This is a genomic window from Paenarthrobacter sp. NPDC090520, assembly GCF_044769205.1.
Classification (GTDB): Bacteria; Actinomycetota; Actinomycetes; order Actinomycetales; family Micrococcaceae; genus Arthrobacter.
The window spans coordinates 133,189-145,923 of record NZ_JBIVXM010000004.1 but is presented as its reverse complement, the minus strand read 5'-3'; the positions used below and the strand labels follow the sequence as shown (position 1 = coordinate 145,923).

General features: G+C 64.7%; 14 protein-coding genes and 1 tRNA gene. 5 read left to right on the top strand and 10 right to left on the bottom strand.

What is annotated here, in order from left to right; all coding sequences use genetic code 11:
• The first annotated feature begins 42 nt into the window (after positions 1-42).
• Together ACIQTZ_RS07120 and htpX are read left to right on the top strand one after the other, a co-directional pair.
• Entirely contained in the window at positions 43-1,314 is a 1,272-nt protein-coding gene (locus ACIQTZ_RS07120) for an MFS transporter (RefSeq protein WP_402944832.1), read from the top strand.
• 93 nt (positions 1,315-1,407) lie between these two features.
• The gene (htpX, locus tag ACIQTZ_RS07115) at positions 1,408-2,277 is read left to right on the top strand and encodes a zinc metalloprotease HtpX (protein WP_400328871.1); all 870 of its coding nucleotides are present in this window, start codon (positions 1,408-1,410) and stop codon (positions 2,275-2,277) included.
• 85 nt (positions 2,278-2,362) lie between these two features.
• On the opposite strand, the gene efeB is transcribed toward htpX, so the two are convergent.
• From efeB to ACIQTZ_RS07090, 5 genes are all read right to left on the bottom strand, one after another.
• The gene (gene efeB, locus ACIQTZ_RS07110) at positions 2,363-3,796 is read right to left on the bottom strand and encodes an iron uptake transporter deferrochelatase/peroxidase subunit (protein WP_402944828.1); all 1,434 of its coding nucleotides are present in this window, start codon (positions 3,794-3,796) and stop codon (positions 2,363-2,365) included.
• On the bottom strand, positions 3,793-4,989 hold the full coding sequence (gene efeO / locus ACIQTZ_RS07105; protein WP_402944825.1) for an iron uptake system protein EfeO: 1,197 nt from the start codon (positions 4,987-4,989) through the stop codon (positions 3,793-3,795). Before efeO ends, efeB begins: the two co-directional genes overlap by 4 nt.
• A gap of 38 nt (positions 4,990-5,027) precedes the next feature.
• Positions 5,028-5,882 carry an iron uptake transporter permease EfeU gene (gene efeU / locus ACIQTZ_RS07100; protein WP_402944822.1) on the bottom strand — a complete coding sequence of 285 codons (855 nt, stop codon included), beginning with the start codon at positions 5,880-5,882 and terminating at the stop codon, positions 5,028-5,030.
• 223 nt (positions 5,883-6,105) lie between these two features.
• A complete protein-coding gene (locus tag ACIQTZ_RS07095) occupies positions 6,106-6,450 on the bottom strand; it encodes a type II toxin-antitoxin system HicB family antitoxin (RefSeq protein WP_402978848.1) in 345 nt (114 codons plus the stop codon).
• 304 nt (positions 6,451-6,754) lie between these two features.
• Positions 6,755-7,246: a YajQ family cyclic di-GMP-binding protein gene (locus ACIQTZ_RS07090; protein ID WP_397324373.1), complete on the bottom strand. Its 492-nt coding sequence runs from the start codon at positions 7,244-7,246 to the stop codon at positions 6,755-6,757.
• A 199-nt stretch (positions 7,247-7,445) separates the two neighbouring features.
• Between ACIQTZ_RS07090 and ACIQTZ_RS07085 the strand changes: the two genes are divergently transcribed.
• Positions 7,446-7,712, top strand: coding sequence for a hypothetical protein (locus ACIQTZ_RS07085; RefSeq protein ID WP_397324371.1), 267 nt, complete (start codon positions 7,446-7,448; stop codon positions 7,710-7,712).
• Between the two features lie 129 nt (positions 7,713-7,841).
• Positions 7,842-7,923 (top strand) — tRNA-Tyr (locus tag ACIQTZ_RS07080).
• 363 nt (positions 7,924-8,286) lie between these two features.
• Here ACIQTZ_RS07080 and ACIQTZ_RS07075 read toward each other — a convergent pair.
• Together ACIQTZ_RS07075 and ACIQTZ_RS07070 are read right to left on the bottom strand one after the other, a co-directional pair.
• On the bottom strand, positions 8,287-9,048 hold the full coding sequence (locus ACIQTZ_RS07075; protein ID WP_402978845.1) for a potassium channel family protein: 762 nt from the start codon (positions 9,046-9,048) through the stop codon (positions 8,287-8,289).
• 43 nt (positions 9,049-9,091) lie between these two features.
• Positions 9,092-9,313 (bottom strand): hypothetical protein, encoded by a 222-nt coding sequence (locus ACIQTZ_RS07070; RefSeq protein ID WP_400328893.1) that lies wholly within the window; start codon positions 9,311-9,313, stop codon positions 9,092-9,094.
• A 177-nt stretch (positions 9,314-9,490) separates the two neighbouring features.
• Here ACIQTZ_RS07070 and ACIQTZ_RS07065 point away from each other — a divergent pair, with 177 nt between their 5' ends.
• Positions 9,491-10,072, top strand: coding sequence for an acyl-CoA thioesterase (locus tag ACIQTZ_RS07065; protein ID WP_402978842.1), 582 nt, complete (start codon positions 9,491-9,493; stop codon positions 10,070-10,072).
• Here the strand turns inward: ACIQTZ_RS07065 and ACIQTZ_RS07060 are convergent.
• Genes ACIQTZ_RS07060 through ACIQTZ_RS07050 form a run of 3 tightly spaced genes read right to left on the bottom strand, consistent with a single transcriptional unit; the run spans position 10,069 to position 12,545 of the window.
• On the bottom strand, positions 10,069-10,869 hold the full coding sequence (locus tag ACIQTZ_RS07060) for an ABC transporter permease subunit (RefSeq protein WP_402978839.1): 801 nt from the start codon (positions 10,867-10,869) through the stop codon (positions 10,069-10,071). The two genes, ACIQTZ_RS07065 and ACIQTZ_RS07060, sit on opposite strands and share 4 nt — an antisense overlap.
• Positions 10,862-11,872, bottom strand: coding sequence for an ABC transporter ATP-binding protein (locus ACIQTZ_RS07055; RefSeq protein WP_402978836.1), 1,011 nt, complete (start codon positions 11,870-11,872; stop codon positions 10,862-10,864). The genes ACIQTZ_RS07060 and ACIQTZ_RS07055 overlap by 8 nt, the downstream gene beginning before the upstream one ends.
• The gene (locus ACIQTZ_RS07050) at positions 11,838-12,545 is read right to left on the bottom strand and encodes a TetR family transcriptional regulator (RefSeq protein ID WP_400328905.1); all 708 of its coding nucleotides are present in this window, start codon (positions 12,543-12,545) and stop codon (positions 11,838-11,840) included. Before ACIQTZ_RS07050 ends, ACIQTZ_RS07055 begins: the two co-directional genes overlap by 35 nt.
• Positions 12,546-12,735: the final 190 nt, after the last annotated feature.

The window sequence follows — 12,735 nt, the reverse complement described above, 5'->3', positions numbered from 1 at the left end:
CCGGGAGTCCTGCCCACGCCGGGCACTGGGTAGGGTTGCTGGGTGGCAAGACTCCTGGCAGATATCACTCCCCTCAAAGAAAGCCCGGCCTTCCGGAGGCTCTGGTTGGGGGCATCGGTAGCTGCCGTGGGCACGCAGCTGACGCTGGTGGCCGTCAGCCTGGAGGTTTACCGACTCACCCAGGAGAGCCTGTACGTGGGGCTCCTGGGCATTTTCGCCTTGGTTCCTTTGGTCATTGCCGGGCTCTACGGCGGATCGGTGTCGGATGCCTATGACCGCCGAAAGGTGGCGTTGGTGGCCTCCCTGGTCCTCTGGGTTACCACCGCAGGATTGGCGCTCCAGGCTTGGTTCGAGGTTGGCAACATCTGGCTGCTCTACGCCTTGGTTGCCGTGCAGAGCGGAGCGCAGGGCATCAACGGTCCCGCGCGCAGTGCCATCATCCCGCTCCTGGTGCGCAAGGACCTGCTGCCGGCCGCCAATGCCCTGAACATGCTGACCTTCGGCTTGTCCATGACGGCGGGGCCGTTGCTGGCGGGCGTCCTGGTGGCGACCATCGGCTTCGGTTGGACCTACACCATCGACGTCGTCAGCTTCACGTTCGCGTTGTGGGGCCTTCTCAAGCTTCCGCCGCTCCCGCCCTCCAAGGACGCCGTGCGGCCAGGCCTCCGTTCGGTGGTTGAGGGCTTCAGGTTCCTGGGCACCCGGCCGAACGTCCGCATGACCTTCATCATCGACCTCATCGCCATGATCTGCGCCCAGCCCCGCGCCCTCATGCCGGCGATCGGGGCGGTAATGATCGGCGGGGGTGAGACCACCGTGGGTGTGCTTCTTGCCTCCACGGCTGTAGGTGCCTTCCTCGCTGGCCTGTTTTCCGGTCCCCTCGGCCGCGTACGCCGCCAAGGCAGCGCCGTGGTTTTCGCCGTGGTGGGTTGGGGCGCCTCCATAGCCGCATTCGGCGCAGTGGTGCTCATGGCGGGGGATTCCGGGCGGAATGGCGTGACGTTATGGCTCATCCCTGCTGCAGCTTGTTGCGCGCTCGCAGGAATCTCGGACTCAGTCAGCGCCGTGTTCCGCACCACCATCCTGCAGTCGGCCACCCCGGACCACATGCGGGGACGGTTGCAAGGCGTGTTCATCGTGGTGGTGGCCGGCGGTCCCCGAGTGGGGGATCTGTTGGCCGGCGGTGTCACCCAGTTCCTGAGCGAAGGTGGCGTGCTGCTGATCGGCGGGGTGCTCTGCATGGTCCTGGCATGGCTGGCGTCGCGCGTACAGCCGGGCTTCGTGGCCTACGATGCGAAGCATCCGTTGCCGTAGGCGTCGGCGCCGAATGCCGGAACATGCTGGCCGGCGTCGACGTTAATCCAGACAGAACTCCAGCAAAAGGGCCAACGAAAGCGAAAGAACACCGTGCACAAACACAACAATGGACTCAAAACCGCCGCGCTGTTCGGTGTGCTGTGGGCTGTGCTGTTGGGTTTGGGGGCCATCATCGGCGCCGGCACCCGCAGTTCCGCGCCCATCGTCATCATGGCGCTGATCGGCGTCGCCACCACGGCCTACGGCTACTGGAACAGCGACAAGATCGCCATCCGGTCCATGGCTGCCTACCCCGTCAGCGAAGCGCAGGCACCCCAGCTCTACCAGATCGTGCGGGAACTCTCCGTCCGGGCCAACAAGCCCATGCCGCGGATCTACCTCTCGCCCACCATGACCCCGAACGCCTTCGCCACGGGCCGCAACCCCAAGAACGCGGCCGTGTGCTGTACGGAGGGAATCCTGCACCTGCTGGATGCGCGCGAACTCAGGGGCGTGCTGGGCCATGAACTCATGCACGTCTACAACCGGGACATCCTGACCTCCTCGGTCGCAGCGGCCGTTGCCGGTGTCATTACTTCTGTCGGCCAGATGCTGCTGTTCTTCGGGGGAGGGGACCGGCGGAACGCCAACCCGATTGCGATGATCGCCATGGCCTTGCTGGCGCCCTTCGCAGCTTCATTGATCCAGATGGCCATTTCCCGGACCCGCGAGTACGACGCCGACGAGGACGGGGCCGAGCTGACCGGAGATCCGTTGGCCCTCGCCTCTGCCCTGCGCAAGATCGAATCCGGAGTGACCCAGGTGCCCCTGCCGCAGGACCAGCGCCTGGTCAATGCCTCGCACCTGATGATCGCCAACCCCTTCCGGGGAGGCGGAATGCGGCGGATGTTCGCTACCCACCCGCCCATGGCGGACCGCATCCGCAGGCTCGAACAGATGGCCGGGCGCCCGCTCTCCTAAAAGCGCGGCACGAAGTGCCGAAAATGCCTGAAGCCCGCTGTTCTGTTGCTGGGCGGCAACGGGACAGCGGGCCAGCAACGGGCAGCTAGGCGAACAGCCCTTCGCCGATGTATCCGCCTTGCTGTACACCCGGCGGTACCGCGAAGAGCCCCGATCCGGTGTGCTTCAGGTACTCGACGGACAGGGTGTCGCCCTTGGCCAGCGCCAACTGCATGGGCACGTAGTGTGTCCTGGGGTCCTTCACGAAGGCGATGAAGAACAAGCCCGCATCCAGGTGGCCCAGTCCGTCCGAGCCGTCGGTGAAGTTGTAGCCGCGGCGCAGCATCCGGACCCCACCGTTCTGCTCCGGGTGGGCGAGCCGAACGTGGGAATCCAGCGGGATCAGCGGATCGCCGTCGCGCCCGGCGATCTTGAAGTCCGGGGCCGTGAACTCGTCGCCGCCGGACAACGGCGCACCCACGCCCTTGGTCCGGCCAATCAGGCCCTCCTGCTCCCGCAAGGAGGTGCGGTCCCAGATCTCGATGTGCATCTGGATGCGGCGTGCCACGAGGTAGCTTCCGCCCGTCATCCAGTTCTCCTCCGGGCTATCGCCGGATGGCACCCACACGTGCTCGTTCAACAGCGATTGGTCCTCAACCTTCAGGTTGTTGGTGCCATCCTTGAAGCCGAAGAGATTGCGCGGCGTCACCTGGGCCCTTGACGTGGACGACGTCCGGCCGAAGCCGAGCTGCGACCACCGGACACGGACCTTGCCGAAGCCGATCCTGGCCAGGTTGCGGATTGCGTGCACAGCCACCTGGGGATCGTCGGCGCAGGCCTGGACCACCAGGTCCCCGCCGGTCCGGCCGGGCTGAAGATCGTCGCCCGGGAAGTGGGGGAGGTCGATCAAAGCCCCGGGCCGGCGGCCATCCAAACCGAAGCGTGCCTTGCCGTTCTTTTCGAACAACCCGGCACCGAAGCCAAACGTGAGCGTCAGCTGGGAAGCTTCCAGGTCCAGGGCTTCCCCGGTGTCTTCGGGTGGCGCGTCGTAAGGACCATCGACAGCACCCGTGGCGCCCGTTGCCCTGCCCGCGGTCATCGCCTCGGCGGCTGCGGTCCAGTCCTTCAGGAGTTTGACCAGTTCCTTACGGTCCTCGGTGGTCACATCAAAGGCGGCCATATGCAGGCGATCCTGCGCCGGCGTGCTGATTCCGGCCTGGTGCTCACCGAAGAACGGGACCACCGAATCCGCGGCGGGCGTGGCAGCGCTCGCGCTCCCCGCTGTCACGGCGTCGTGGCCCAGGAAGCCTGCGGCCAGCCCCGCCACGGCACCGGCGCCGCCTACGCCGGCGAGCGAGAGCAGCCCGCGCCGGGACAACCGCGAGGCACCACCGCCGGCGGCAGCACCGCCGTCGGACGTTCCGTGGTTTGCCTCCCCGGCAGAAGGCACGACGGCGGCGCCCTCACCGGAGCCGGTGGCGGCATTCAGTTGGTCCGGGCGGTGATCACCATCGGTGTGCCCGAAGGGGCAGCCGGTCACAGGACTACGGCTGAGGTGAGCTTGGACAGCGGTTCGCCGAGGGAATCGACCAGGGCAGCGAGTTGCTGCACCTGCTCCTGGCTGAGCTCGTTGTAGTAGGCAAAGCCATCACCCTTGGCGTGCTTCTTGAGCTCGGTCTGCAGGGCAGCGAACTTCTCGTCCAAGGACTTGGCGAGCTCGGCGTCCTTCTGCTCCAGGGCAGGCTTCAGGCTCTCGAACGCGATCCGAGCGCCGTCCACGTTGGCCTGGAAGTCCCAGAGGTCCGTGTGGGACCAGATTTCTTCCTCACCCGTAACCTTGCCGGTGGCGACTTCGTCCAGGAGTTCCTTGGCCCCGTTGCCCAGCTTGTCGGCGGTGAGTTCCACAGTGCGGGTGCGCTGTCCCAGGTCCTCGGTGTCGGCGACGAGCTGCTTGGCGATCGCGCTGCGCTCGGCCTCGGTCATGGCGGTGTAGCCCGCCGGCGGGAACAGGTCCTTCTCTGCCTTGTGCCAGCCGGTCCATTCCTGGCCGGGCTCAAGGTCCGCTTCACGGGCGTCAAGCTTGGGGTCGAGGTCGCCGAAGGACTCAGCCACGGGTTCGATCCGCTCCCAGTGCATGCGGGTGGAGGCGTAGAGTTCGCGGGCCTTGGCCGCATCCCCGGCAGCGAAGGCGTCGGCGAAGGCCTTGGTGCCCGTGACCAACTGTTCGGTCTGGTCCTTCACGTAGGCGGCGTACTGCTGGGTTCCCGTGTCCAGGAGCTTCTGGAAGTCGGCGTCCACACTGGGCTTGTTTCCGGACTCGGTGACCTCGAACGAGGCACGGATGCCATCGCCCTGCATGCCGGGCTTGCAAGCGGTGTTGTACTTGCCGGCCGGTGCGGTGACCACCAGGTTGCGGGAGATCCCCGGGCCGATGTTCTCCACTTCGCCAATGATCCGCAGGCCGTCCTCGGCCAGCAGGTAGAACTCGGTGACTTCGTTGCCGTCGTTCTTGACCTGGAACGTCAGGTTGCCGCTTGGCGCCGTTGCCGAGGACACCTTGCATTCGCTGGCCGTGCTGCTGACCTGGATGGGGCCATCCGTGGCATTCGAGGAGGTCTTGGTGTTGTCCGTGCAACCGCTCAGAACCAGGGGTACAGCTGCTGCGGCACCGATCACGGCGAGGGTCTTGCGGAAAGCGGAGGACGACGCGGAGCGCCGGAAAGTTCCAGACATTGAGGGATCCTTGGATTCGGAGGAAAGTGCCACGCGGGCTACGGGTGGGCCGTGACAGTTGAAGAGGACGGGGAGTTCTTTGCCTTGGGAGGTGCAGCCCGGTTGGCCCTGATGTACAGGAAGAGCACCGGAATGACGTAGAGCAGCCAGGCTGCCGCTTCAAGCCACGTGGTGGCGGGGGAGAAGTTGAGCGTGCCCTTCAGCAAGGTGCCGTACCAGGACGACGGCGGGATCGCGGCTGAGACGTCGAAGGCGAGGTTGTGGAGTCCTGGCAGGATGCCAGCCTCTTGGAGATCGTGGATGCCGTAGGCAAGCACGCCTCCGGCGATGATGATCAGGCCCACGCCGGTCCAGGTGAAGAATTTGCCGAGGTTCACTTTCAGGACGCCGCGGTGCAGCAGGTATCCCAGGCCGGCCGCGGTCAACAGGCCCAGGAGGGCGCCGAGCAGGGGAAGTGTGCTTTCGCCGGTTGCCTGGGCAGCGGCCCAAATGAAGAGTGCTGTTTCCAGGCCTTCACGGCCAACGGCCAGCGCTGCCACGAGCACCAGGCCCCACGCGGCCCCGTCGGCGGCTTTGTCCACATGCGAGCGGAGTTCGCCTCCCAGCGTGCGCGCGGTCCGGGCCATCCAGAAAACCATCCACGTCACCAGGCCGACGGCGACGATGGACAGTCCACCACCGATCGCTTCCTGGGCTTCAAAGGTGAGGCCGCGGGGGCCGAACGTCAGGAGGGCACCGAACCCCAGGGAGACCGCAACGGCCAATCCCACGCCGGCCCAGAGCCGGGGGATCAGCGCCTTCCTGTCCGTCTTGATGAGGTAGGCCATGAGAAGCACCACCACGAGTGATGCTTCGAGGCCTTCGCGCAGGCCGATCAGGAAGTTGGCGGTCATCAGGGTGTCTTTCGTTCAGGGAGCCTTACTTAGGCTCGCCTAAGCAAGAAGGATACTGGCGAGACTGCATTACGCAAAACCTTTGTGCGCTAAATAGTTGCCTCCATTACGGCGATCGATGGACTTATGGGCGCAAAAAAGCCGGGGTCCGGCTCTGTGGTCAGAGCGGACCCCGGCTTTCGCGGTGCCCGGACGGGCGTTGTTCGCTGATGCAGGGTGGGCGCTATCCGGCGAGGCGTTCAACGAGGTAGCGGTTCAGCGAGACCCCTTGTTCCTGGGCGAGAATGACCAATTGGCGGTGCTTTGCGGGAGAAACGCGCACCCTGAGATTTCCACTGAACTCGCGCTCAGCCAAGGGGAGCGGTACTTGCTCACCTTCGCTGATCATGTCCTGTACTACTTCGTTGACCAACTTTTCCAGCCCGTGCAGAGCGTCGTCCTTGTCGGCAGACAGCCAGGAGAGCGACGGGAACTCAGTAACTTGAGCGACATACTCCTGGTCCTCAGGGGACCAGGAGACTGTGTAGCGGTAGTGCGCCACCTTCGGTATTTCAGTTGTCGCCATCATCGTCTGCCTCTTCTGCCAAGTCGGCGAAGTTCACGTTCTTCGGAGAATTGCGGGCTGCAGCTTCTATGTCCTCAACTCTGACCGCAAACAATGGTCACACTATTGGGACCATTTGGCCAGTCACTCACAGCGGCAATGTGGCATCGCGGGTGGGTTCTTTTCGCGGTCGATCTGCAGTCAGGCTATTGCCATAATGAAACGAGGACCGCAGGGTCAAGGCTGATCGCTGCGGCCCTCGGAGATTCTGCGGACTCTGTGCGGACTACTGGAACAAGCGCCCAGTAATCACGCGGCCAATTCCGCTTTAGCTGCGGAAGTTCACGAACTGCAGGTCGGCTTCCTCGAACTTCTTGAGGATCGCCATGGTCTCCTGCAGGTCATCGCGGGACTTGGAGGTGACGCGGAGTTCGTCGCCCTGGATCTGGGACTTGACGGACTTGGGCGCTTCGTCGCGGATGATCTTGTTGATCTTCTTGGCGATGTCCTGTGCGATGCCTTCCTTGATGGTGCACTCCAGGCGGAATTCCTTGCCCGAGGGGAAGGGTTCGCCCTGCTCCAGGGACTTCAGGGAGATGCCACGCTTGATGAGCTTGGACTGGAAGACGTCCAGTACCGCAAGCACACGGTCTTCGGAGTTGGCCTTCATGAGGATCTTCTCGCCGCTGAAGTCGATCTCCGCGCCGACGCCCTTGAAGTCGTAGCGCTGTGCGATTTCCTTTTGCGACTGGTTGAGCGCGTTGGCGACTTCTTGCTTGTCCACCTTGCTGACGACGTCGAATGTTGATTCGCCTGCCATGACTCTCCTTAGGTTGGGGGCCCGGTAAGGGCGGTTTTTCTGCCATCAAGCCCTGTTTGTCTGCCCTCAAGCCTAGTACGGAAGCAGGTGGAAGTGGCTGGGGATCCCTTTCACAGTTCGCTCACAGCACACGCATGGTTGGAACCGAGCCGGCTGCCTGAGAGTTGTACCAGTTGGAAAAGCCACCCTGGAGGTAAGCATGAGCAACAAGGCCGTCCACTACGTCAGTAAGTCCGCAAGCGCTGCGGCCGGTTCCATCGGAACGGCGGCGGCAGCCGCGGCAAGCGCAGTTGCGGCGGCCGCCGTGGCAGCGTCGATCGTGCTGAGCCCGGTCCCGAATGCTGCTGCACGGATGGATGGCGTCCACGCGGACCTGCAGAGGGCCGTGGAGCTCAACCAAATCACCGCCGAACAGGCTGCGAAGTTCGAGGCCAAACTGGCCGGCCGGATCCTTGGTGAAGCCTGAAAATACGGGCGAATTCCGCACCTCGGGACTCGATTAGATTCTTGGCCGGAAGTTCTGTAAGGTTGTCTCTGCCTTCGGTTACCGGATCGAAAGAAATGGTCTTCCGGAAGTGATCTTCTTTTGAAGTTCGGCAGATTACCCGAGCGGCCAAAGGGGGCTGACTGTAAATCAGCTGGCACTGCCTACGGGGGTTCGAATCCCTCATCTGCCACCCAAACGGGAAATCCCCGGAACCACTGGTTCCGGGGATTTTTTGTTTGCCCACGCGGTCATCTTCGCCAAGCGTCCTTGGAACCTCCCCGGCTGTGTCGCCCGGCCCACTCCAGCGCGGCAGGCGTGTACCGCCACGACCTACTTTGACCGCCATGCCGGGCGACTAGTCGCAGCCCAGGGGCGTGTCGCGGGAGCGGAGACTCCAAAGGGGGTCGTAGCGGTACGGGCCGACGCCGACTCCCCGCCGATCTGCGGCCCGCCAGGCCGCCGTCGTATGCCTGTCAGTCCCTGGCGGCGCCTGTCAATCGCGGCCCGGGCGGCCCGTACGGGCGAGCCCGGGCGCGTGCAAGCAACCCCGGACCTATCGGCGCTCCTCGTTTAACTCCCGCAGCTCGGCGATCTCCTGGCGCAGGGCCGTGATCTCAGTCATCAGGACCGCAATCTCGGCACGCACAGGCGCCTCAGCGGCCAGGGTCTTGTCTTCGACGGCGGCTGCCACGCCTTCAGCGTTTTCCTCGATGCGCTGCACCAGCCACGAGGCAATGGAAGCGGTGACAATACCCAGGACGGCAATGCCACTCATCATCAATGCGGCAGCCACCACGCGGCCCATGGGTGTTACGGGGTAGAGATCGCCGTAGCCCACGGTGGTAATGGTGGTGATGGCCCACCATAAGGCGTCGCCGAACGTCACGATTTTCGCGTCGGGGGCGCTCTGTTCAACGTCCAGGACGGCGAGCGCACCCACCAGCACCAGCATTGCGGCTGAGCCGGCCACGTAGGTGGCTATGCGTCCGCGCAGGGTTTCTCCCACAGTGCGGTGCAGCACGGAGAGCAAGGTGACGAGCCGAAGGAGCCGGAGGGGGCGGAAGAAGGGAAGCACCACGATGAGGAGCTCGTGCAGGTTCCAGAAGAACCATCGCTTGCGGTCGTCGGCGAGCCAAAGGTTGGCGATGTAGTCCAGGGCGAAAATGCCCCACGTGATCCAGAGGATCACTTCGAAGGGCTGGGCCGCGGCGCCATCGACGCGTCCTATGACCTGCCAGGCGTAGGCACCCAGGAAGATCAGGGCCGTGATCATGAGGGGCCACTCGACGAGGTCCCGGTATCGCGCTTGCGTCATACCGGAATACTAGTCACGGTGTGGCCCAGCACGGCCGTGGCAACTACGCCGCCGGGGTTTCGAGCCAGTAGCCGTCCAGGTGGTGGACCAATTGGCGGCCCAGACCGCCCTTGAGCTGGACCCACAGGGTGCTGCGGTCATCGGTCATGCCGTCGATGGTTCCTTCGATGCGGTTCCCTCGGGCGTCCGCCAGGACCACTTCCTGGCGGATGGCGAGCTCGGGCCAGACGTCCCCGCCGGCCGTGGTGGTTTGCAGTGTGCTCAAGGGAGCCCCCCGTTTGTTGTACGTGTTCATGAGTTCCAGATATTGTGCACGGTTTTCGTGAACCTGCGGTAAACGTTTGTGCAAACGTTGGACATAAACCCGCCTTGACTGGCGGGTGCGGTCCGCCTGGTGGATACCCCTTTCCGGCACATGTTACTGATGGGTAACATGGGGAGCATGCACCTGCTTCTCCGCACGATCATGCTGCTCTTTACCTCCGCCAAACGTTCACCGCTCGCTGTCTGGGATACCTCGTCCCTGCCCTTGCGCGTCCTGCCGACTGACATCGACATCGCGATGCACGTCAATAACGGCATGTACTTCTCGCTCATGGACCTGGGCCGTTTCGACCTCATGGTGCGCAGCGGCATTTGGCGAAGGATGCGCAAGCGCGGCTGGAGCCCGGTGGCCGCGGGGGAGACCATCGCCTTCCGGAAATCGCTTCAGCTATGGCAGCGCTACACGGTGGAGACCAGGATCATCGGCCTGGACGCCAAGGCCATCTACTTTGAGCAGCGCATGGTGGTGGACGGGGAGATCTATGCGCGGGCCCATATTGCCACGCGACTGGTCGCCAAGGGAAAGCCGGTGAGCCAGGAGGACATCCTCGCCGAGTTCGGTGCCCCGCCCGCGGATCTGGAACTTCCGGACTGGATCCACGAATGGCGCGAACACAATGCCCTCCCGGGCGCCCGCCGTCCGGCCCCGCATACCTGGGGCGCGGCGGAGGCGCGGGAGCGCACTCGAGGCAACAGTTAGACGCCCACGTCGCGCCGCTGCAGGGCCACAGCGCCCACGGCAATGAGCGCCGCCGAAATGCCCAGCAAGCCAACTGCGGCTCCCCAATCGGCGCCGTTCGTTACCGGCGAATTGCCGTAGGCCCAGTGGTAGGGCGAGAGGTTCAGCAACCACTCCATGTTCGGGCTCTGCCTGCCCACTGCGTTGAAAACGTACCCCAAGACGGCCACTGCCGCGCCGGCGGCAATCCCGTAGACCTTCCTGCCGGTCAGCGCCCCAAGGCACAAGGCAGCGGTTCCGCTGAGCAGTGCCAGCCCGGCGAACAGCACCACGGCTCCGGCGAGGTGCCCGACGGCGATACCCAGTTGCGCTGGACCGTTCAGTACCAGCACCAGGACGAAGACGAGCAGCGCCAGCGCGGCGACGCGGACCACCAGTGCCAGGGCCCGTTCCAGGACCACCTGGATGCGCGTGACGCTGTGGGCCAGCGTGAGCTCCAGCAGCCCGGATTCCTCGTCGCCGCCCACGGCTGCGGCACCCCAGCCCACGGATGCCAGGGACATGAGCAGGAAGCCGATCAGCCCGAACAGCGTGGCCTGGGTGTAGCCGGTTCCCGTGGCGATTTGGTCGTAGTTCAGGGCCTTGGTCATCCCCTGTGGCAAGGCATCGATCATCTGCTGCATCTGCGAGCTGCCCCCGATGGACGGGTAGAGAGGCAGGTACAGCAGGATGGCGCCTGTCAGTCCCAGCCCCCACGCGATGGTGGAGCGCCAGGAATCCGTCAGTGCCTTGGTGAAAAGGGGCAGGATCCTAGGCATGATGGGCTTCTTCCTTGGGTGCGGCGGCTTGGCCGGTGGCGGCCGGCGTGCCGGGTGAATGGTGGCCGTTGCCCTCGTAGTGGCCCGTGTAGAGCGTGAGCACGGCTTCTTCGAGGTCCGGTTCCTCCAACACCAGGTCAGTGAGTTCCAGCCGGGCCAACTCGCGCACCAGCGGTTGGACCTGGCCGGACAGGGTGGCAGTGGCCTCCACGGCAGAGCGGGAGGCGCCGTCGGGGGAAACTTCCCGCAGCGCCACATTGGCGACGCCCGGCACCCGGGCCAGCAGCGCGCCGACGTCGTGCGTTTCCGTTCCGGTGACGTTGAACTTCACCTGCCGCACGGCCGCGTTCCGCAGGGCTTCCACAGTGGAAATGGTGACGATGCCGCCGTCGCGCAGGATCGCGACAGCGTCCGCGGCCTGCTGGACTTCGCTCAGGACGTGGGAGCTGAGGAAAACGGTGGCGCCGTTGTCCACGGCCTCGCGGACCATGGCGTGGAATTCCTGCTGGACCAGTGGGTCCAGGCCACTGGTGGGCTCGTCCAGCACCAGGAGTTCGGGCCGGTGCATGAAGGCCTGGAGCAGCCCCAGCTTCTGCTTGTTGCCTTTGGAAAGCTTCCGGGTTTGCCGGTCCAGGTCGAGGTCCAAACGGTCTGCGAGCGCCTTGACGTGGGCGCGGTCCACGGGGCCGCTGATGGCCTCGAAGTGTTCCACGACGCGTCGGCCGGTGGTCCGGTTCTCCAAGTGCAGTTCGCCCGGAAGGTACCCGATCCGGCGGCGCAACGCGGTTCCGCCCCGGCGTGGATCCTGGCCCAGGACGGAGATGCTTCCTGCGCTGGGACGGATGATGTCCAGCAGGCAGCGCATGGTGGTGGTCTTGCCCGCGCCATTCGGTCCGATCACGCCGAACACTGTGCCGGCGTCCACGGCGAACTCCAGTCCGTGCAGGACTTCGCGGTGGCCGAACTTCTTACGCAACCCCTCGACGACGATTGCCTGGGTCACGGGGCATGCTCCCTTCGGTGGTGCTTGGTTGGTGGTGGAGGGCTTCGCGGGCCGATTCGAGGAACCGCGAGTCTGTGTAGAAACCGTGGGTGTAGATGTCCAGGGCGGGAAGGGTCAGGTGCCGCAGGAGTTCGGGGCCAATGCCATGTGGCTCGGAGACCGGCGTGCCGAGCGCCCGGGAAACATGCCGGCCCAGCATGAGCATGGACAGGCTGTTGGACGCGATGACCACGGCCGTGGCGCGGACGTCCTCGAAGGCGCGGATGGTGCCGGCTTTGATGCCTGTGTGGATGATGTCCTCCGTTTGGCTGACCACCCCGTCGAAGAAGGCATCTCCGGCGTCCGACTCGTCGCCCAGGGATTGGCGGATGTAGGCGATCTCGTCGGCGTACTCGTGCGGGTTGTTCAGGTAGTCCTGGATGAGGAGCCGGGTGGTCCCGGGGTCGGCCTTCTCGCGTCCCTGGCTGGCTGTTTGGGCCAGGACGTGCTGGTCGCAGACTTCGCGAAGGCCGGCTTTGCTGCCGAAGTGGTGGATCACCAGGCCGGGGCTCACTCCCGCCTCCGCTGCGACGGACCGGACGGTGGCGCGGGCAAAGCCGTCCCGGCCGAACAGGCCGATGGCGGCGTCCCGGATACGTGCCCGGGTGGTCAAATCCTCTGCGGTTGAACGCATGTTTCAAAGACTAAACACATGTTCAACCCGCCGCAAGAGCTTTCGGAAAATAACGATGTTGCACCAATGGCCGCGTCGATTAACAGGTAGGCGCCGCCGTCCAACATACTTGCCTGACTGTGTCCGGTGGGGAGGCAGCAGCCGGGCGTTCCGCCCAAGTTTTTATGGGGTAGCAGTATGGGTTCCACAG

Coding starts and splice junctions, on each gene's coding strand:
- efeO (WP_402944825.1), bottom strand. CDS start 4,989: ATGTCTGGAACTTTCCGGCGCTCCGCGTCGTCCTCCGCTTTCCGCAAG.
- efeU (WP_402944822.1), bottom strand. CDS start 5,882: ATGACCGCCAACTTCCTGATCGGCCTGCGCGAAGGCCTCGAAGCATCA.
- ACIQTZ_RS07095 (WP_402978848.1), bottom strand. CDS start 6,450: ATGATGGCGACAACTGAAATACCGAAGGTGGCGCACTACCGCTACACA.
- ACIQTZ_RS07090 (WP_397324373.1), bottom strand. CDS start 7,246: ATGGCAGGCGAATCAACATTCGACGTCGTCAGCAAGGTGGACAAGCAA.
- ACIQTZ_RS07085 (WP_397324371.1), top strand. CDS start 7,446: ATGAGCAACAAGGCCGTCCACTACGTCAGTAAGTCCGCAAGCGCTGCG.
- ACIQTZ_RS07075 (WP_402978845.1), bottom strand. CDS start 9,048: ATGACGCAAGCGCGATACCGGGACCTCGTCGAGTGGCCCCTCATGATC.
- ACIQTZ_RS07065 (WP_402978842.1), top strand. CDS start 9,491: ATGCACCTGCTTCTCCGCACGATCATGCTGCTCTTTACCTCCGCCAAA.
- ACIQTZ_RS07060 (WP_402978839.1), bottom strand. CDS start 10,869: ATGCCTAGGATCCTGCCCCTTTTCACCAAGGCACTGACGGATTCCTGG.
- ACIQTZ_RS07050 (WP_400328905.1), bottom strand. CDS start 12,545: ATGCGTTCAACCGCAGAGGATTTGACCACCCGGGCACGTATCCGGGAC.